At 71.8% G+C, this 17,625-nt stretch carries 21 protein-coding genes; 9 read left to right on the top strand and 12 right to left on the bottom strand.

Going from position 1 to position 17,625, the window contains the following annotated elements; genetic code table 11:
• The first annotated feature begins 176 nt into the window (after positions 1-176).
• The gene (locus AVW09_RS02205) at positions 177-1,094 is read left to right on the top strand and encodes an alpha/beta fold hydrolase (RefSeq protein ID WP_063256467.1); all 918 of its coding nucleotides are present in this window, start codon (positions 177-179) and stop codon (positions 1,092-1,094) included.
• Positions 1,095-1,098: 4 nt separating this feature from the next.
• Here AVW09_RS02205 and tsaE read toward each other — a convergent pair whose 3' ends face one another.
• From tsaE to coaA, 5 genes are all read right to left on the bottom strand, one after another.
• Positions 1,099-1,602: a tRNA (adenosine(37)-N6)-threonylcarbamoyltransferase complex ATPase subunit type 1 TsaE gene (tsaE, locus tag AVW09_RS02200; RefSeq protein ID WP_063256466.1), complete on the bottom strand. Its 504-nt coding sequence runs from the start codon at positions 1,600-1,602 to the stop codon at positions 1,099-1,101.
• Entirely contained in the window at positions 1,599-2,720 is a 1,122-nt protein-coding gene (alr, locus tag AVW09_RS02195; RefSeq protein ID WP_063256465.1) for an alanine racemase, read from the bottom strand. Before alr ends, tsaE begins: the two co-directional genes overlap by 4 nt.
• Entirely contained in the window at positions 2,717-3,100 is a 384-nt protein-coding gene (locus tag AVW09_RS02190) for a holo-ACP synthase (RefSeq protein ID WP_063256464.1), read from the bottom strand. The genes alr and AVW09_RS02190 overlap by 4 nt, the downstream gene beginning before the upstream one ends.
• A 297-nt stretch (positions 3,101-3,397) precedes the next feature.
• Positions 3,398-5,248, bottom strand: a complete 1,851-nt coding sequence (gene glmS / locus AVW09_RS02185; protein WP_063256463.1) for a glutamine--fructose-6-phosphate transaminase (isomerizing) — start codon at positions 5,246-5,248, stop codon at positions 3,398-3,400.
• A 53-nt stretch (positions 5,249-5,301) separates the two neighbouring features.
• Positions 5,302-6,255, bottom strand: coding sequence for a type I pantothenate kinase (gene coaA, locus AVW09_RS02180; protein WP_063256462.1), 954 nt, complete (start codon positions 6,253-6,255; stop codon positions 5,302-5,304).
• A 39-nt stretch (positions 6,256-6,294) separates the two neighbouring features.
• Between coaA and AVW09_RS02175 the strand changes: the two genes are divergently transcribed.
• On the top strand, positions 6,295-7,224 hold the full coding sequence (locus AVW09_RS02175) for a Ppx/GppA phosphatase family protein (RefSeq protein ID WP_063256461.1): 930 nt from the start codon (positions 6,295-6,297) through the stop codon (positions 7,222-7,224).
• A 76-nt stretch (positions 7,225-7,300) separates the two neighbouring features.
• On the opposite strand, the gene glmM is transcribed toward AVW09_RS02175, so the two are convergent.
• The 4 genes from glmM to AVW09_RS02155 form a co-directional block, all read right to left on the bottom strand.
• Complete coding sequence (glmM, locus tag AVW09_RS02170; RefSeq protein WP_063256460.1) at positions 7,301-8,656, bottom strand: phosphoglucosamine mutase; 1,356 nt, start codon at positions 8,654-8,656, stop codon at positions 7,301-7,303.
• A gap of 14 nt (positions 8,657-8,670) precedes the next feature.
• Entirely contained in the window at positions 8,671-9,141 is a 471-nt protein-coding gene (gene rpsI / locus AVW09_RS02165; RefSeq protein ID WP_022877309.1) for a 30S ribosomal protein S9, read from the bottom strand.
• A 24-nt stretch (positions 9,142-9,165) separates the two neighbouring features.
• Complete coding sequence (gene rplM / locus AVW09_RS02160; RefSeq protein ID WP_022877308.1) at positions 9,166-9,612, bottom strand: 50S ribosomal protein L13; 447 nt, start codon at positions 9,610-9,612, stop codon at positions 9,166-9,168.
• 188 nt (positions 9,613-9,800) lie between these two features.
• A complete protein-coding gene (locus AVW09_RS02155; protein WP_063256459.1) occupies positions 9,801-10,538 on the bottom strand; it encodes a CPBP family intramembrane glutamic endopeptidase in 738 nt (245 codons plus the stop codon).
• A gap of 185 nt (positions 10,539-10,723) precedes the next feature.
• Between AVW09_RS02155 and AVW09_RS02150 the strand changes: the two genes are divergently transcribed.
• The gene (locus AVW09_RS02150) at positions 10,724-11,221 is read left to right on the top strand and encodes a hypothetical protein (RefSeq protein WP_063256458.1); all 498 of its coding nucleotides are present in this window, start codon (positions 10,724-10,726) and stop codon (positions 11,219-11,221) included.
• A gap of 12 nt (positions 11,222-11,233) precedes the next feature.
• Here AVW09_RS02150 and AVW09_RS17505 read toward each other — a convergent pair whose 3' ends face one another.
• Positions 11,234-11,371 carry a hypothetical protein gene (locus AVW09_RS17505; RefSeq protein WP_156495931.1) on the bottom strand — a complete coding sequence of 46 codons (138 nt, stop codon included), beginning with the start codon at positions 11,369-11,371 and terminating at the stop codon, positions 11,234-11,236.
• 104 nt (positions 11,372-11,475) lie between these two features.
• On the opposite strand from AVW09_RS17505, the gene AVW09_RS02145 reads away from it, so the two are divergent.
• The 4 genes from AVW09_RS02145 to AVW09_RS02130 all read left to right on the top strand — a co-directional run bounded on the left by AVW09_RS02145 (position 11,476) and on the right by AVW09_RS02130 (position 14,309).
• Complete coding sequence (locus AVW09_RS02145; RefSeq protein ID WP_063256457.1) at positions 11,476-11,955, top strand: MarR family winged helix-turn-helix transcriptional regulator; 480 nt, start codon at positions 11,476-11,478, stop codon at positions 11,953-11,955.
• Between the two features lie 77 nt (positions 11,956-12,032).
• Positions 12,033-12,449, top strand: coding sequence for an organic hydroperoxide resistance protein (locus AVW09_RS02140; protein ID WP_063256456.1), 417 nt, complete (start codon positions 12,033-12,035; stop codon positions 12,447-12,449).
• A gap of 85 nt (positions 12,450-12,534) precedes the next feature.
• Positions 12,535-13,182, top strand: coding sequence for a response regulator (locus AVW09_RS02135; protein WP_063256455.1), 648 nt, complete (start codon positions 12,535-12,537; stop codon positions 13,180-13,182).
• Positions 13,179-14,309, top strand: coding sequence for a sensor histidine kinase (locus tag AVW09_RS02130; protein WP_063256454.1), 1,131 nt, complete (start codon positions 13,179-13,181; stop codon positions 14,307-14,309). The genes AVW09_RS02135 and AVW09_RS02130 overlap by 4 nt, the downstream gene beginning before the upstream one ends.
• 9 nt (positions 14,310-14,318) lie before the next feature.
• Here the strand turns inward: AVW09_RS02130 and AVW09_RS02125 are convergent, their stop codons facing one another.
• Positions 14,319-15,329 carry a PIG-L domain-containing protein gene (locus AVW09_RS02125; RefSeq protein WP_063256453.1) on the bottom strand — a complete coding sequence of 337 codons (1,011 nt, stop codon included), beginning with the start codon at positions 15,327-15,329 and terminating at the stop codon, positions 14,319-14,321.
• Positions 15,330-15,607: 278 nt separating this feature from the next.
• Here AVW09_RS02125 and AVW09_RS02120 point away from each other — a divergent pair, with 278 nt between their 5' ends.
• Entirely contained in the window at positions 15,608-15,904 is a 297-nt protein-coding gene (locus AVW09_RS02120) for a hypothetical protein (protein ID WP_063256452.1), read from the top strand.
• 66 nt (positions 15,905-15,970) lie between these two features.
• The gene (locus AVW09_RS02115) at positions 15,971-16,495 is read left to right on the top strand and encodes a YbhB/YbcL family Raf kinase inhibitor-like protein (protein ID WP_063256451.1); all 525 of its coding nucleotides are present in this window, start codon (positions 15,971-15,973) and stop codon (positions 16,493-16,495) included.
• Between the two features lie 20 nt (positions 16,496-16,515).
• On the opposite strand, the gene AVW09_RS02110 is transcribed toward AVW09_RS02115, so the two are convergent.
• Complete coding sequence (locus AVW09_RS02110) at positions 16,516-17,610, bottom strand: PIG-L family deacetylase (RefSeq protein WP_156495930.1); 1,095 nt, start codon at positions 17,608-17,610, stop codon at positions 16,516-16,518.
• Positions 17,611-17,625 lie beyond the last annotated feature (15 nt).

The following is a 17,625-nucleotide window of genomic DNA, read 5'->3' as shown; positions in this document are numbered from 1 at the left end:
TCCCACTTCTTGCTGCCTGAGGGCGCCGCCAACCGCACTAAGTGGGACATGGCTCCATCGGCCCACGCGCACAACTCCGGCAAAAGGCGCCGCGCCGCGCATCGACGGCCGCGGATCTGCGGAACTGCCGGAGTTCTGCAGGCATCCGGCGGAGCGCTCCGCTCCGAACAAGAGGCATGGAACGACAGCTGCGCCGACTGGTGGTGCCGACGGCTGCGGGGCCGATCGTCGCGCACGCCGGCCGACGCTCGGGCGGCACGGTTGCGACGGTGCTGCTGCACGGTGCCGCGGGGTCATGGAAGACGTGGATGCCACTCCTGGGCGCGGCCGATCGGCTCGGCATCCCGCTCGATGACGTCATCGCGATCGACCTGCCGGGGTGGGGCGAGTCGCCGGGGCCGGCACCCTCGCCGACGGATGCCGCGGAGGCGGTCGTCGCGGTGGCCCGGGCCCTCGGATATCCGCGGTGGCGCGTCGTCGGCCACTCGCTCGGCGCCGTGATCGCCCTGGACGTGGCGGCACGATTCCCGGCGCAGACCGTCGCGGTCGGACTCGTCTCCCCCACCGGCGCGGCGGTGCGTGCTGTCGTACGCAGGCCCGCCACCGGCTGGGCGGCGCTGCCGGCGTTCGCCGGGATGGTCGTGGCAATGGGGATCCTCCGGGGCCTCGGTCCGCTCGCCCGTCCGTTGCTCCGCGGTCTGCGCCGCATCGGGGCGCTGCGCCTGTTCGCGCGCCCGCTGTTCCGGCATCCGGACCGCGTCGCCCCGGCCGTCTCGGACGCGCTGGCCGACGAGATCCGGCCCGCCGCCTTCCTCGCGGCGGCGCGCGCCGCCCGCACCCACGACGACGACGCCTGGAAGAGGATCACCGCGCCGGTGCGGGCCGTTCGCGGTCGCCACGACGTCTTCGCCGGCCACCACGACGCGCGCGATGCCCGCCGCCGCATCCCCGGCTATCGCGAGACGGTGCTCGACGACAGCGGCCACTTCGCCCACGTCGAGCAGGCGTACGAGACCCTCCGCGCCCTGCGCGACGTCTGGACCGCCGAGCCCGACCGCCGCTCGAGCGCGTCGCGCGACCGCCAGCCGACCTGAGCCCTCAGTGCCTCCGCGACACCGTCACCGTCCGCGGCGCGTCCGCGTCCAGGTCGAGGGTGTGCGGGGCGATCTCGCCGCACGCATTGTCGACGCCTCGTCCGCCCGCCTGGTGGGAGATCTCGATCTCCCACCAGGCGTCGGCGAGGTGGTCGGCGACGCCGCGACCCCATTCCACGATCACGACCGAGTGCTCCACGTCGATGTCGAGGTCGTCGAGCTCGACGGCGGCCCCGAGGCGATAGGCATCCACGTGCACGAGAGGAGCGCCACCCACGAGCGACGGGTGCGTCCGCGCGATCACGAACGTCGGACTCTGGACCGGACCCCGGATGCCGAGCCCCGCGCCGATCCCGCGGGTCAGGGTCGTCTTGCCGGCGCCGAGCGGACCGGTGAGCACGACCACGTCGCCGGGCTCGAGAGCCTGGCCGAGCGCACGCCCGAGCTCTTCCATGTCGGCGGGACCGGCGACCTCGCGCTCGCCCAGCAGCTCGTCGGGAACGCTCACGCACCCACCTCCCGTCGCGGCACGCGCGCGCCGATGCGCGTCACGATCTCGTAGTCGATGGTGTCGGCGGCATCCGCCCATTCCCTCGCCGACGGCACGCCGAGCGTCGGGTCGCCGAACAGCACCGCCTCGTCACCGACAGCGACGGGGTGGTCGCCGACATCGACCACGAACTGATCCATGGCGATGCGACCGGCGACCGTGAAGCGCCGGCCGTTGATCGTCACCGGACCGCGACCCGACGCCTGCCGCGGCACGCCGTCCGCGTACCCGAGGGGCACGAGCGCGAGCGTCGTGTCGGTCTCCGTGCGATACGCGTAGCCGTAGGACACGCCGGTGCCGGCGGGCACGCGGCGGACCGCGGCGACGGCTCCGCGCAACGTCATCGCGGGACGAAGGCCCAGGTCCGCCGAGGACCGGTCGTCGAACGGCGAGATGCCGTAGATGCCGATGCCGATGCGCACCGCGTTCAACCGCGCCTCGGGCAGGGCGATCGCGGCGTGCGTCGCCGCGATGTGCCGGAGCGGCGGATTCAGTCCGGCGGCGGCCGCGAGCACGACGCCCTCCTCGAACTTCGCCAGCGCGGCGCGGTCGTCGACCTCGCTCGCGTTCGACAGGTGCGAGAAGAGCCCGACGACTCGCAGGCGACCGATGCGCTCGAGGCGCGCGGCCTCGGAGAACACCACGCGCCAGTCCGCGGGTGCGATGCCGTTGCGCGAGAGGCCCGTCTCGATCTTCAGGTGGACGGCCGCGGGCCGGTCGCCCTGTGCCGCCTCGCCCGCGCGCAACAGCTGGTCGATGTCGGAGATCCCGAGCTCGACGTCCTCGCGGACGGCCTCCGCGAAAGACGCACCGGGAGCGTGCAGCCACGCGAAGAGCGGCGCGCGGATCCCCCGGCGCCGGAGGGCCAGCGCTTCGTCGATGTCGGAGACGCCGATCCGGGTCGCCCCACCGCGGAGCGCCGCCAGGGCCGCCCGGTGCGCGCCGTGCCCGTACCCCTCGGCCTTGACGACCGCGATGACCTCGACGCCGGTCAAGCGGCGCAGGTGCCGCACGTTCTCGGCGATCGCGTCGACGTCGATCAGCGCTTCGCGCAGAACTCCGGATGCCATCCTCATTCGACGCCCTCCCGGGTCGGTTCAGCGGGGCCCGCTTCCGCGATGACGTACGCGGTGGCCAGCGCCGCATCGTGCGACATCGACAGGTGCAGCGCGGTGATCCCGCGCGCGGACACCGTCGCCGCGGTCTCGCCGGTGAGCGTGAACGTCGGGCGGCCCGAGGGCTCGGGCGTCACCTCGATGTCGGTCCAGTACACCCCGTCGGACCCGCCCAGGGCCTTGATCAGCGCTTCCTTCGCGGCGTATCGGGCCGCCAGCGAGCGGGGCTTGAGCAGCCGCTCCGCGGGCGCGAAGAGCCGTTCGAGAAGACGGGGGGTCCGCGCGAGCTGTTGCTCGAAGCGCGGCACGTCGACCAGGTCGACGCCGATTCCGACGATCATGCGCCCTCCCTCCCTGGCATCCTGTCCATTCTGCCGGTGCCGTACCACCGCCGCGCCCACCCCCGCGCACAACTCCGGCACATCCCACCGATGTCGCCGCTCACCGGCCACCCCGGCGCCTTCTGCCGGAGTTGTGCGCGGTCCGCGACGCCGCCGACGCGCCCGCACAACTCCTGCAGCACCGGCCACCGAACCCGCGCCGCGGCTCCGCGCGACAGGATTGCAGGAGTTGTGCGCCGCCCCTCGACGAAGAAGGGGCCGGATGCCATCGGCATCCGGCCCCGAAAACATCCGGTCCTACTCGACCGTCACCGACTTCGCGAGGTTGCGCGGCTGGTCCACGTCCAGGCCCTTGGCCTCGGCGAGGCCCATCGCGAAGATGTGCAGCGGCACCACCGCGAGCAGCGGCTCGAACATCGGCGCGGCGAGCGGGATGCGGAGGACCTCGTCCGCGGCGGGGAGCACGGCCACGTCGCCCTCCTCCGCGATCGCGATCACGCGGGCACCGCGGGCGCGGATCTCCTCGATGTTCGACACGACCTTCTTGTGCATCTCGCCCGAACCGCGCGGCGACGGCACCACGACGAACACCGGCTGACCGGGTTCGATCAGGGCGATCGGCCCGTGCTTGAGCTCACCGGCGGCGAAGCCCTCGGCGTGGATGTACGCCAGCTCCTTGAGCTTCAGCGCCCCCTCGAGCGCGATCGGGTAGCCGACGTTGCGGCCGAGGAACAGCACCGAGCGGGTGTCCGCCATCCAGTGCGCGAGCTGCTCGATGCGGGTCTGCTCGGTCTCGAGCACACGCGCGATCTTGCCGGGGACGGCCTCGAGCTCGGTGACCGCCTCGACGGCGGCCACGGGGTCGACCGCGCCGCGCACGCGACCGACGTGCAGCGCGAGCAGGTACAGCGCCGTGATCTGCGCGACGAACGCCTTCGTCGAGGCGACGGCGACCTCGGGACCGGCGTGCGTGTAGACGATGGCATCCGACTCGCGCGGGATGGTCGCCCCCTGCGTGTTGCAGATCGACAGCGTCTTGGCGCCGCGCGCCCGGGCGTACTTCACGGCCATGAGCGTGTCCATCGTCTCGCCGGACTGGCTGATCGACACGACGAGGGTCCGAGGCGAGAGCACGGGGTCGCGGTAGCGGAACTCGTGCGCGAGCTCCACGTCGACGGGGACCCGCGTCCACGTCTCGAGCGCGTACTTGCCGACCATGCCGGCGTACGCGGCGGTGCCGCACGCGATGACGAGGATGCGATCGATGTCGGCGAGGAACTCGTCCATGCCGTCGAGCTCGGGGATCTCGACGCGGCCCTCGTGAATGCGACCGCGGAGGGTGTTGGCGACGGCCTCGGGCTCCTCCGAGACCTCCTTCGCCATGAACGACGACCAGCCGCCCTTCTCAGCGGCGGACGCGTCCCACGTGACCTCGAAGGCCTCGACCTCGACCGGGGCACCGGAGAAGTCGGTGACCTCGACACCGCCGGGCGTGATCGCGACGATCTCGTCCTGGCCGATCGCGAGGGCCTTGCGGGTGTGCTCGACGAACGCGGCGACGTCGGAACCGAGGAAGTTCTCGCCCTCGCCCAGGCCGATCACCAGCGGAGAGTTGCGGCGCGCGCCGACGACGAGACCCGGGTGGTCCTTGTGCATCGCGAGCAGCGTGTACGCGCCATCGAGGCGCGACACCACGGCGCGGAACGCCGAGACGAGATCTCCGGTCCGGGCGTACTCGCGGCCGATCATGGCGGCGGCGACCTCGGTGTCGGTCTCGCTGCGGAAGGTCACGCCCTCGCCCATGAGCTCGCTCTTCAGCTCGGCGAAGTTCTCGATGATGCCGTTGTGGATCACGGCGAGCTTGTCGTCGTCGGCGAGGTGCGGGTGCGCGTTGGCATCCGTCGGTCCCCCGTGCGTGGCCCAGCGCGTGTGTCCGATGCCCGTGGTGCCGTCGGCGAGGGGCGTGGATGCCAGGTCGTCACGCAGCACGGACAGCTTGCCGGCGCGCTTGCGCATGCCGAGGCCGCCGTCGCCGTCGATCACCGCGATGCCCGCGGAGTCGTAGCCCCGGTATTCCAGCCGCGCCAGACCCGCCAGCAGGATGTCCTGGCTCTGCCGAGGACCCACGTATCCGATGATTCCGCACATAGCTTCCGAGTCTACGGGGCCGTTGCTGGGGGAACCCCCGTGGGCCGGGGTGCCTACAGCTTGCGCAGCAACACCGACTCGACGGTGTGGTCGGCACCTTTCTGCAACACGAGCTTGGCCCGGTGCCGCGTCGGCAGCACGTTCTCCTCGAGGTTCGGCAGGTTGATCTCGCGCCAGAACCCGAGGGCGCGCGACACCGCCTCCTCGTCGCTGATGTCGGCGAACACCCGGAAGAAGGAGGAGGGGTTCGTGAAGGCGTTGTCGCGCAACGCCAGGAAGCGGTCGACGTACCAGCGCTCGATGTGGGCCGCATCGGCATCCACGTAGATGGAGAAGTCGAACAGGTCGCTCACCGCGACGTCGTTCGGCGTGGGCGGCGGCTGCAGCACGTTGAGCCCCTCGACGATCACGACGTCGGGCCGGTGCACGGTGACGTGGGCGTCGGGCATGATGTCGTACTGCACGTGCGAGTAGAACGGCGCACGCACCTCTTCCGCACCGGACTTCACTTCGCTGAGGAACTCCACGAGTGCGCGGCGGTCGTAGGACTCGGGGAAGCCCTTGCGGTCCATGAGGCCGCGACGCTCGAGTTCGGCGTTGGGATAGAGGAAGCCGTCCGTGGTCACGAGTTCGACGCGCGGGGTGTCCGGCCAGCGGCTCATCAGCTCGCGCAGCAGACGCGCGATCGTGGACTTCCCCACCGCGACGGAACCGGCGACTCCGATGACGAAGGGGGTCGTGGCATCCGGTTCGCCCAGGAACGCGCTCGTGTCCGCGCCGAGCCGTCGCGTGGCACGGGCGTAGAGGCTCAGCAGACGGCTGAGCGGGAGGTAGACCTCGGCGACCTCGCGGAGGTCGAGCCGGTCGCCGATGCCACGCAGCTGCACGACCTCGGTCTCGGTGAGCGGCTGCTCGATGCCGCCGGCCATGCGGGCCCAGTCGGCGCGATCGATCTGACGGTAGGGGCTCAGCGACGGCGCGGGAGCAGCGGTCTCGGCAGCGGACACCCGCCCATGCTACCCGCGGCCTCCCGATACGCTCGGAGCGTGCGACTCGGGGTACTCGACATCGGTTCCAACACCGTCCACCTGCTGGTCGCGAATGCGCGCGCCGGTGGGCGGCCCACCGCGACGACGTCGCACCGGTCGGTCCTGCGCCTCATGCGGTACCTGGAGCCGGACGGCTCGATCTCCGCCGAGGGCGTCGCGGGCCTCGTGGATGCCGTGACGCAGGCCTGCGAGACGGCCCGCGCCGAGGGCGTCGATGAACTGCTCGCGACCGCGACGTCCGCGGTCCGCGAGGCGACCAACGGCGAGGAGGTCATCGCCCGCATCGAGGAGGTGCTGGGTCAGCCCCTCCAGGTGCTCGGCGGCGAGACCGAGGCGCGCCTCACGTTCCTCGCCGTGCGGCGCTGGTTCGGCTGGTCGGCCGGCCAGATCCTGCTGTTCGACATCGGCGGCGGGTCGCTCGAGATCGCGGGCGGCGCCGACGACCTGCCCGAGCTCGCCGAGTCCGTGCCGCTGGGCGCGGGCCGCTCGACGGTGCAGTTCCTCCCCCACGACCCGCCCAGCGAGGACGAGATCGACGCGCTGCGTCAGCACGCGGCATCCGTCCTCGCCCCCGTCGCCGAGCGATTCGCCGCCCTCCCCCGGCCCGACCACGTGATCGGGTCGTCGAAGGCGATCCGCTCGCTGGCGAAGCTCGCCGGATACCCGGTGCCCGGGTGGTCGGGGATCGACCGGATGGTGCTGCCGCGCCGGGAGCTGAAGGACTGGATCCCGCGACTCGCCCGGATTCCCGCGGACGCCCGCGAGGCGCTGCCCGGCATCACCGCGGACCGCACGTTCCAGATCGTCGCCGCCGCGATCGTCGTGGAGCGTGCGATGAAGGCGATGGACGTCGACGAACTCGAGGTCTCGCCGTGGGCGCTGCGCGAGGGCGTGCTCCTGCGCTACATCGAGTCGCTGGAGTACTGACTCTCGGGGGCGCGTGAGTCGCCAGGATTTGTCGCCTCGGAACCCGCGCAGGCGACAAATCCTGGCGACTCGTGCGTCAGAGGGACAGACGTTCGCGGACGACCTCGGCGAGGCGATCGGCGTGGGCGCGTGCGACGTCCTCGGACGCGGCCTCCACCATCACGCGCACGAGCGGTTCGGTGCCGGACGCGCGCAGCAGCACACGGCCCGAATCGCCGAGCTCGGCCTCCGCGGCGCGGACGGCCTCCTGCACGACGTCGTCGGACACACCGTCGCGATCCACGCCGCGGACGTTGACGAGCACCTGCGGGTACACCGTCATGATCGCGGCCAGCTCGGCCATCGTCTTCTTCTGCCGCGCCATCTCGGCGACGATATGCAGCCCGGTGAGGAGCCCGTCGCCGGTCGTCGCGAAGTCGCTCATGATCACGTGGCCGGACTGCTCGCCGCCGAGCGAGTACCCGCCCTCGTTCATCGCCTCGAGGACGTAACGGTCGCCGACGGCCGTCTGCTTCACCTGGATGCCGTGCGCCGCCATCGCGCGGTGCAGCCCGAGGTTGCTCATCACCGTCGCGACGAGGGTGTCGTGCGCGAGAGCGCCGCGTTCCTTCATCGCCACAGCGAGGATCGCCATGATCTGGTCGCCGTCGACGACGTTCCCCTGCGCGTCCACCGCGAGGCAGCGGTCGGCGTCGCCGTCGTGCGCGATGCCCACGTCGGCGCCGAGGCGGACGACGGCCTCGGAGAGGACGTCGAGGTGCGTCGAACCGACACCGTCATTGATGTTCAAACCGTCGGGATCGGCGCCGATCACGGTCACCTGCGCGCCCGCGTCGCGGAACGTCTCGGGCGAGACACCGGCGGCCGCGCCGTTCGCGCAGTCGAGCACGACGTGGATGCCGTCGAGCCGGTGCGGCAACGAGCCGAGAAGGTGCACGACGTAGCGGTCCTCGGCGTCGGCGAAGCGGCGGATGCGGCCCACACCGGCGCCCGTCGGCTGCAGCCGATCCCACTCGAGGGCGCGCTCGATGCGCTCCTCGACGATGTCGGGCAGCTTGGTGCCGCCGCGGGCGAAGATCTTGATCCCGTTGTCGGGGGCGGGGTTGTGCGACGCCGAGACCATCACGCCGAAGTCGGCGTCACGGTCGGCGATCAGGAACGCCGTGGCCGGCGTCGGGATGACACCCGCGTCGAGCACGTCGACGCCGGAGGAGGCGAGGCCCGCGGCGACCGCGGCCGCGAGGAACTCCCCCGAGACCCGCGGGTCGCGCGCGATGACGGCGGTGAGACGGCGGCCTTCGGCCTTCCGCGCCTCCGCCGAACGGCCCTGGCCCAGGACGACCGCGGTCGCCTGGGCCAGGTGCAGCGCAAGTTCGGCGGTGAGGAGGCCGTTGGCCAGCCCCCGCACCCCGTCCGTGCCAAACAGAGGCATTCGGAGCGTCGAACTCAGCGCTTGGAGTACTGAGGCGCCTTGCGGGCCTTCTTGAGACCGGCCTTCTTGCGCTCCTTCACGCGAGCGTCGCGCGAGAGGAAGCCGGCCTTCTTCAGACCCGGGCGGTTGTTCTCGACGTCGATCTCGTTCAGCGCGCGAGCGATGCCGAGACGCAGCGCGCCGGCCTGACCCGAGGGGCCGCCGCCGGAGATGCGGGCGATCACGTCGTAGGCGCCGGCGAGCTCGAGGACCGTGAACGGGTCGTTGATGAGCTGCTGGTGGAGCTTGTTCGGGAAGTAGTCCTCGATCGTGCGGCCGTTGACCGTGATCGTGCCCGAGCCGGGGACCAGGCGCACGCGGGCGATGGCCTGCTTGCGACGGCCGACGGCCGCGCCGGGGACCGAGAGAACGGGGCGCTCGGCCGCGACGACGGACTGCTCGGCCGGCGTCTCGGTGCTGTAGTTGGTGGGGTCGATGTTCGACACTGTTTCGTCCTTATCCGGCGGCGCTTACTGGGCGACCTGGTCGAAGGTGTACGCGGTGGGCTGCTGGGCACCGTGGGGGTGCTCGGCGCCGCGGTAGACCTTGAGCTTCTTGAGCTGGGCCGCACCGAGGCTGTTCTTGGGCAGCATGCCGCGAACAGCCTTCTCGACCGCGCGGACGGGGTTCTTCTCGAGGAGTTCCTCGTAGCTGACGGCCTTGAGGCCGCCCGGGTAACCCGAGTGGCGGTAGGCCATCTTCTTCTGGAGCTTCTGACCCGTGAGCGCGACCTTGTCGGCGTTGATCACGATGACGAAGTCGCCCGAGTCGATGTGGTTGGCGAAGGTCGCCTTGTGCTTGCCGCGGAGGAGGGCCGCCGCGTGCGAGGCCAGACGGCCGAGGACGACGTCGGTGGCGTCGATAACGACCCACTCGCGCGTGACCTCAGCGGCCTTGGGGGTGAAAGTGCGCGTCACAGTAGTGCTGCTTTCTTGATCGAACGGAGGAGTTCGTGAATCCCGCTCCGGTGGTCGGTTCTCCGGTCGATGACCGGGTAACTGGGCCGGTGGAGGGCTCACGTTCGGGCTACCCGCTCGCAGTGAGGCGGGCACCAAAGGGTTAGCTTACGGCATCCGGATGCCACGGCCAAACGGTGGCGCTCTCGTCACGCCGCGACGGAGGCCACGACGACCACGGCGATGCCGGTGAGGTTGTAGACCGCGTGCACCAGGACCGCGGGCCACAACCGCCCCGTCGCCAACACGCAGGCCCCCGCGGCCGCGCCGACCAGCGCGAGCGACGCGGTGTCGGTGGGACCCATCGGCGCCACCAGTCCGTGGGCGGCGACGAAGAGCACAGTCGTCACCGCGAGGGCGGCGATGGCCGCGGCCACGCGACCGCTGAGACGTCGCACCACGGTATAGAGGGACACGAGCAGCACCCCGTGGAAGAACGTCTCCTCCAGGACGGGGGCGATGGTCGTCGCGAGGATCGCCTCCGTGACGAGCGACGAGGAGGCGAGATCGACGGGGGCGGGCCATGCCGATTCGCCCGCCGCGCGCGCGAGCGCCCCCTGCGCGAAGCGCAGGACGACGCCCCACACCGCGCCGATCAGAAGATCGGTCCCGCGGAAGCGCAGGAGCCCGCGCGGTCGGGAACGGCGGAACGCCCACACGCTCGGCATCACGAACGCCGCCCACAACACTCCCTGGCACACGAACGACGCCACGGCTGTGGGGAGCAGAACGGCACCGGCGCGAGCCCCGAGGATCCCCACCCCGAGCGAGACGACGGACCAGCCGAGGAGGTCGGCGCCCCACCCCCCGACGCTCGATCCGCCGTCGCGCCACGCCCGAGGGCGCCGACGCGAGCGCGCAGGGGCAGCACGGACGGGCTCGGACATGGGACGTACGGTACGGCTCGGCCCGCGACCCGCCGCACGGCTGCGTGCGAGCGAGCGATGGACGTCCACGGTTCCCACCCGCACGACGCCGGTTCCTCACCCGCGGTGCGGCCGGCCCGGTGGCACATCGCGCACGCCGATGCAACGACTCGGATAGGACGTCTCCTCGTCGCTAGCCTCGCGCCATGGCATCCCTCCGTTCTCTCGCCGCCGGCCTGTCGGCCCTCGGGCTCTCACTCGCCCTTGCGGGCTGCGGCTCCTCCCCCGGCGCCGGCCCCTCCGCGGGCGTCGGCTACGAGACCGTGATCGCCGCGGTGGTCCTCGCGGAATCGGAGGCGGGCGGCCGGGCGTTCGAGCTCGAGATCGAGGGCGACACGGCGCAGGTGCACGTCGCCGCCGCGGGCCGCGACGTCGAGGTCGATGTCGACCTGGCCGGCCCCACCGTCACCGACCGTCGGGACGACGGCGATCTCGACGGCGACGATCGGGCGACGATGGATGCCGCGCCCACCACGCTCGCGGACGCAGTGCGGGTGGCCGCCGCCACGCACGACGGCGACGGCAGCGTCGACGAGGTCTCCCTGGAGAACGGCGACGACGCGGCGTGGAAGGTCGCCTTCACCGACGCGAGCGACGTCGCGGTGTCGGTCACGGACGGCACGATCGTGCGCTCCGCGGGCTGACGCGGTCGCCGCTCAGGCGAGGTCGGCGAGCCCCGGCGCGCTCGCAATCCCGAGGTCGAAGTGGTGCCCGTTGATGGCGAGGACGTCGCGGTCTCCGTCGGGAAGGAAGCCCGACGGAGGGACGGTGCTCGCGTCGCTGCGGGGGGTCATGGCTCCCATCGTGGGCGAGCGGGGATGAAGACATCAGGGGTTGACTTCGCGGGCGACGTCGGATTTGAGTTGTGCACAATTAAATTGTGTGCAATTGTTTTCGCATGCCCGCCGTCGACTCCCTCGTGTGCTTCGCCCTGTACGCGGCCAGCCGCACCACCACGCAGGCGTACCGGGTCCTCCTCGACCCGTGGGACCTCACGTATCCCCAGTACCTCGCCCTCGTGACGCTGTGGAACGACGGCGACCAGACGGTGAGCGGCCTCGGTGATGCGCTGCAGCTCGATTCGGGCACGCTGTCGCCGATGCTCGCGCGCATGGAGGCCGCGGGGTACGTCACCCGCGAGCGTCGCGCCGACGACGAGCGCGTCGTGACGGTGTCGCTCACCCCGCGTGGGCGCGCGATGCGCGAGGAGCTCGCCCACGTCCCGCGCTGCATCGCGGTGGGCTCGGGCATCACCGACGCCGACAGCGCCCACGAGATGATCCGCGCACTCCAGCAACTGACCGTGGCGATGCGCGATCTCCGCGATCACCCGCAGACCGTGATCGACGCGGTCGGCGGCGGCAGCCGCGCCTCCTGACCGGCCGGCGCACCGCGCCCCGCTCCCCCACGCATGCCGCACGGCATCCGTTCGTCCCCGAGAAAGGAACCCCACCCATGGACGTCCTCTACACCGCCGAAGCCCTCTCGACCGGAGAAGGTCGCAACGGCCGCGTCGTCGCCGGCGACCTCGACCTCGACGTCGCCGTCCCCAAGGAGATGGGCGGCTCGGGCGCCGGCACCAACCCCGAGCAGCTGTTCGCCGCCGGTTACGCCGCATGCTTCCACAGCGCGCTGCACGCGGTCGCCCGCGGCCACAAGGTGAAGCTGCAGGACTCGTCGGTCGGTGGACGCGTCCAGATCGGCCCGAACGGCCAGGGCGGCTACCAGCTCGCCGTGCTGCTCGAGGTCGTCCTGCCGGGCATCGAGCACGACCAGGCCCAGCAGCTCGCCGACGAGGCGCACCAGGTCTGCCCGTACTCCAACGCCACGCGCGGCAACATCGAGGTCACCGTCACGGTCTCCGACGACTGAGACGCGATCACCGAAGGGGGCGCTCCGGGAACGGGGTGCCCCCTTCCGTATCTCCGCAGGAAGACCGGGACGTAGGGTGACTGTCGTGATCCGCGTCCTGATCGTCGACGACGAAGCCCTCGTCCGCTCGGGCTTCGAGCTCATCCTCGGCGCGGCCGACGACATCGAGGTGGTCGGCGCCGTCGACGGCGATGAGGCCGTCGATATCATCCGGCGCGAACGCCCGGACGTCGTCCTCCTCGACATCCGGATGCCGGGCCGCAGCGGTCTTGATGTCCTGGCCGACATCCGCGACGATCCGGATCGCCCGGTCATCGGCATCCTGACGACCTTCGACACCGACGAGCACATCGCGCGCGCTCTGCAGGGCGGTGCGTCCGGCTTCCTGGTGAAGGACACTCCGCCCGAGCATTTGGCGGCGATGGTGCGCTCGCTGGCCGCCGGCGGGGTCGTGCTCTCCCCGCAGGTCTCGCGCACGCTCGTCGACGGATACGTCGGCGCGCCCGACCTGGATGCGGCCGAGCGCGTGGCCCTCCTCACCGAACGCGAGCGCGACGTGCTGGAGCACCTGCCGACGGGCGAGTCGAACGCCGAGATCGGCAAGCGCCTGCACCTCAGCGGTGCGACCGTGAAGGACCACGTCAGCGCGATCCTCGCGAAGCTGTCGGTCTCCTCGCGTCTGGAGGCGGCGCTCATCGCGGAGCGCGCCCGCCGGGGCGGCGACCGACGATGAGCGCCGATCCCCGCGGAGGTCTGGCGGAACTGACCCGCCGTCGGTGGTTCGCGGTGATCACCGACCTCGCGCTGGCCGCCGCCGCCGTCGTCGACGTCATGGTGCTGGTACCGGACTGGACGCCGTTCGAGGTCACTCTCGCCGCGGTCGCGGTCGCGGGGCTGCTCCTGCGTCGACGCTTGCCCTGGGTCGCCTTCGTGCTCGTCCTCCCCGGACTGGTGGTGGATGCCATGACCATCGCCGCCCCCATCGCCCTCTACTCCGTGGCGGTGCGCGAACGACGTCTTCCCCCGCTCATCGCGGCGGGGGCCGTCACCTTCGTCTGCTTCCTCCTGCCGGACTGGCAGCTGCCCGAGCTCGATTACCTCGCGCCGTCCCTCCTCTACGCTCTGCTGTACGCCGCGACCCCGATCGCGCTCGGCGCCCTCGTCCGGACGCGCGGCGAACTGAGCGACCGCATCGCAGACCTCTCCGCGGCGCGGGAGTCCGAGAGGCGCCGCGACGAGCAGGACGTTCTCCGGCAGGAGCGCGCGAGACTCTCGCGCGAGATGCACGATGTGGTGTCCCACCAGGTGAGTCTGATCGCGGTGCAGGCCGGCGCCCTCCAGGTCTCGTCGACCGACCCGGACGCCCGCCGCACCGCCGGCGTGATCCGCTCGCTGGCCGTCCGCACGTTGGACGAGCTACGACAGATGGTGGGCGTCCTCCGCGCCGACGGCGCGCCCACGCTCGGCGAGAAGCCGCAGCCGACTCTCCAGGATCTCCCCCGCCTGGTCGCGGACAGCGGCCTCCCCGCCGCGCTGATCACCGACCTCGGAACGGACGTTGCGCCTCCGCTGCAGCGCGCCGTGTACCGAACCGTCCAGGAGGGGCTGACGAACGCACGTAAGCATGCGCCGGGCGCTCCCGTGCGGGTGAGCGTGCGCACGTCGACCACGACGATCGAGGTCCTCGTCGAGAACGGGCCGCCCACGGCCCCCGCTCTTCCCCTGCCCTCGGGCGCGGCCGGCCTGCGCGGACTGCGGGAGCGGGCCGAGCTCCTCGGCGGCCGTCTCGACGCCACGGTACGGCTCGACGGCGGCTTCCGTCTCGCCGTGCAGCTCCCCGCCCGCGAACCCGAGCACTGAGCGCCGGCGTCAGGACAGACGCAGCTCCGGTTCGGTCTTCGGGTACGTCCGGCGCAGCCATTCTCCGAATCCGGGCTGCGCGAGACACGTGGCCGAATCGGCGCAGCGGACCACGGGGTCGTCGGCCGCGTACGTGCGGTACACGTCGACCTTGGCATCCAGGGCCGGACCGGTGACGTTGACGGGCTGATCCTGGGACGGGTAGCCGAGGTAGTACGACACCGCCTCCGGGGTGAGGCCGACGACGGGAGCGGTCGCGCGCACCAGCGAGCCGACGCACGAGTGGTCGGGATGGTCGCCGCGCGCGTACGCGCTCTCATGCGGGACGTTCGTGCTCACCCGGTCGGGTTGCGCGGCACCCAGGAGTTCGGCCAGCGTCGCCGTCAGACGCGGAAGGTCGTACGACGGCGCGCCGTCGACGGGCGTGAGTTCGGATACCTCGCCGTTGATGAGCTGCGTCAGCCCGGCGTTGCCGGTCGCGGTGAAGCCCTTCGCGTTCAAGCCGCCGTCGGGGAGGCGTAGCACCGTGATCGAGAGCCGGGGCTCGTCGGTGGGCACGAATCGCGTGACACGCGCGCCACTGAGGAGCGTGAGCGTGCGCTCCTCCCACGGTGCCGACGAGCCGCGCATGAGGTCGTACGCGGCACGGATGCCGGTTTCCCGCTCCTTCGCGTACTCGAGCCCCTTCCCGGCGTCGCCCGCGGTGACGTAGACGGCACGGACCGCGACGCCGGAGTCGATCGCCTCGGACAGCTCCGGGTTCGCGAAGATGATGTCGTCGTCGGCGTGGGCCCAGATCGTCGCCCGCGCGTTGATCCCCGGCGCCTCAGCCGCCGGGGAGACCCCCGCCGGCGACGCGGGTGCGGGGATCGGTCGCAGCGGCGTCCATACCCCGGTCGGCGGGCCGGCGCGGCGCAGCTGCCGTGCGAGGAGCGCCCCACCGCCGAGGCCGACGGCCGCGACCAGTCCGCCGATGATCAACCCGCGGCGCGTCACGCGCACGCGGCGCGCCGCCTTCATGGCGTCGTCGTTATCCCCTTCCGCCCCGGAAAGGTCGTCGTGCTCCACCGTAGCTCCGTCCTGTGTCCCCCCGGCCGGACGCGACGCATTCGGGCCGTCGCGCGTTCGGCCTGACCTGACGACGCTATCGCGCCGGGTCCCCGGACACGCGTCACTCCACGCCACACCCCACCGGGAGGCGGGGGGAGACGCGCCGGTCGGGGGAAGGTGGTCGCGCGCGCACCGGGTTCATCGCGGCCACCCAGCCGACACCTAGGGAGCACGGCAACACTCGCGGCATGCAGACGTCCTCACCGCCGCGGTCGCTGTCCCCGCTCGCTCGCCGCATCCGCGCCGTCCTGTGGGAGTGGGACCCGATCGGCGTGCGCCTCATCGGCGAGGGATGGCCCGAGGACGAGTACGACGATCTCTTGTCGCCGATCATGGCCGCCCTCGCCGAGGGTCCGGATGCCGACGAGCTCGCCGCCGACCTGCGCACCGTCCTCGAGACGGATTACGGTCTTCCCTCGCCCGACGGATGCCACGACGTCGCCCGCGCGCTCCTGGATCTGAACGGCTCCCGTCGGCGCCCCTGACTACTCACGGACACCTCCTGGCGCAAGCCCGCCCCCGCGTTCCCCTCGACCTTCTACCGTGCAGCCATGGTTGATCTCACCCGCCCGCAGACCCCCGATCCGTACCCGCTCCTCCCGGCGGTGGCCTCCTTCGACGTCGTGAGCGACGACGTCGCCGACGCCCAGCCGCTCGACGACGCGCAGGTCGCCGCGCGCGGCAACACGTCGCCGCATCTTCGCTGGTCGAACGTCCCCGACGGCACCGAGTCCTTCACGATCACGTGCTTCGATCCGGATGCCCCGACCCCGAGCGGCTTCTGGCACTGGGTGCTCGTCGATCTCCCCGGCGATCTGAGAGAGATCCCCGCGGGATTCGCGTCGGGACGACTGCCCGAAGGGGCGTTCCACGTTCGCAACGACGGCGGCGACGCCGGCTTCCTCGGCGCCGCGCCTCCCGAGGGCGATCAGCCGCACCGGTACTTCTTCGTCGTCCACGCCGTCGACGCACCGAGCCTCGGCCTCGATGCCTCCGCGACGCCCGCGGTCGTGTCGTTCACGCTCGCCTTCCACACCCTCGGTCGGGCGATCGTCCACGGCACCTTCCAGCACTGACGGGGTCCACACCTCCGCTATCAGGAGAGGCGGAGGTCGGCCTCGGTCAACGGGTACGACCTCCGCAACCATTCACCGAACCTGCGGGTCTTGAGGCACGCCTCCCTGTCGGCGCAGCGGACCACGTCGTCGTGCTCCGCATAGAGGCGATACGTCTCCACCTTGGCATCCAGGATCGCGCCGTCCAGCGTGCGGGGCAGGTCCTTCGACGGGTACCCGATGAAGTACAGGATGCCGGGGGCCGCCGCCGCGTCGTGACCGATGGAGTCCCGCACCAACGTGCCGACCACGGAATGGTCGGGATGATCGCCCGACGCGTACGCACTCCCCCGCGGAACGTGTGTGAGCGTTCGGGCCGGGCGCAGCGCGGCGGCGAGTTCTGCGAGCGCGGCCGACAGATGCGGTCGGTCCACCGCCGGGCCGCCGTCGATGGGGGAGATCGTTCCGATCCCTCCGTCGAGGAGCTTGCTCAACGTCTGATGGCCCGTCGCGTCGAATCCGCCGTCGGTGATGTTCCCGTCCGGCAGGTGAGCGAACAGCACCGACACCCGCGGATCGCCCTCCGGAGTCCGACGTTCCACCCGCAGCCCCGCGTCGAGGGTCACGAGCGTCGAGTCCCAGGCCCCCGCTGAGCCGCGCATGTGGTCGTACGCGTTCAGGATCCCCTGCTCGCGCTCCCGCGCGTAGCCGATCCCGCGGCCGGCATCTCCCGCCGTGACGAAGAGGCTGCGCACGCACTGCCCGGCCGCGAGCGCGTCCGAGATCGTCGGGTTGGCGAAGATGATGTCGTCGTCCGGGTGCGCCCACACCGTCAGCACGGTGTCGCCGCTGCAGGCCTCGGCGGCGGGCGAGGCGGGTGTCGGGGTCGCGGTCGGCGTCGGGGTCGCGGTCGGCGTCGGGCTCGGGGCCGGTGACGACGTACGGCGCGGCGACACGGGGTCCGTCGGCGACGGGCTCGGCGCGGCGACCGATGCGGTCGCACCGATCGGCCATGTGCCGACGGCGGCCGCCGCCACGATCGATCCGCCGGCCACGAGCAGGGTGGCCAGCACCGAGACGAGCACCCCCACCCCCAGGCGGGCGGACAGCGGCGTCCGCCGATCGGCTCGTGTCATCGGCGGTCCCCCCCC

This window comes from Microbacterium sp. T32 (assembly GCF_001619615.1).
In the GTDB taxonomy this organism is placed as follows: domain Bacteria; phylum Actinomycetota; class Actinomycetes; order Actinomycetales; family Microbacteriaceae; genus Microbacterium.
Note: the sequence above shows the minus strand (reverse complement) of the source record. Positions and strands in the feature narration are given on the sequence as shown.

Bases quoted from the DNA above. Each gene is read 5' to 3' on its own strand.
- AVW09_RS02115 (WP_063256451.1), top strand. From the start codon at position 15,971: ATGGTTGATCTCACCCGCCCGCAGACCCCCGATCCGTACCCGCTCCTC.
- AVW09_RS02125 (WP_063256453.1), bottom strand. From the start codon at position 15,329: ATGAAGGCGGCGCGCCGCGTGCGCGTGACGCGCCGCGGGTTGATCATC.
- AVW09_RS02155 (WP_063256459.1), bottom strand. From the start codon at position 10,538: ATGTCCGAGCCCGTCCGTGCTGCCCCTGCGCGCTCGCGTCGGCGCCCT.
- AVW09_RS02140 (WP_063256456.1), top strand. From the start codon at position 12,033: ATGGACGTCCTCTACACCGCCGAAGCCCTCTCGACCGGAGAAGGTCGC.
- AVW09_RS17505 (WP_156495931.1), bottom strand. From the start codon at position 11,371: ATGACCCCCCGCAGCGACGCGAGCACCGTCCCTCCGTCGGGCTTCCTT.
- AVW09_RS02145 (WP_063256457.1), top strand. From the start codon at position 11,476: ATGCCCGCCGTCGACTCCCTCGTGTGCTTCGCCCTGTACGCGGCCAGC.
- alr (WP_063256465.1), bottom strand. From the start codon at position 2,720: ATGAGGATGGCATCCGGAGTTCTGCGCGAAGCGCTGATCGACGTCGAC.
- AVW09_RS02190 (WP_063256464.1), bottom strand. From the start codon at position 3,100: ATGATCGTCGGAATCGGCGTCGACCTGGTCGACGTGCCGCGCTTCGAG.
- glmS (WP_063256463.1), bottom strand. From the start codon at position 5,248: ATGTGCGGAATCATCGGATACGTGGGTCCTCGGCAGAGCCAGGACATC.
- AVW09_RS02120 (WP_063256452.1), top strand. From the start codon at position 15,608: ATGCAGACGTCCTCACCGCCGCGGTCGCTGTCCCCGCTCGCTCGCCGC.
- glmM (WP_063256460.1), bottom strand. From the start codon at position 8,656: ATGCCTCTGTTTGGCACGGACGGGGTGCGGGGGCTGGCCAACGGCCTC.
- AVW09_RS02205 (WP_063256467.1), top strand. From the start codon at position 177: ATGGAACGACAGCTGCGCCGACTGGTGGTGCCGACGGCTGCGGGGCCG.
- AVW09_RS02130 (WP_063256454.1), top strand. From the start codon at position 13,179: ATGAGCGCCGATCCCCGCGGAGGTCTGGCGGAACTGACCCGCCGTCGG.
- AVW09_RS02110 (WP_156495930.1), bottom strand. From the start codon at position 17,610: ATGACACGAGCCGATCGGCGGACGCCGCTGTCCGCCCGCCTGGGGGTG.
- AVW09_RS02150 (WP_063256458.1), top strand. From the start codon at position 10,724: ATGGCATCCCTCCGTTCTCTCGCCGCCGGCCTGTCGGCCCTCGGGCTC.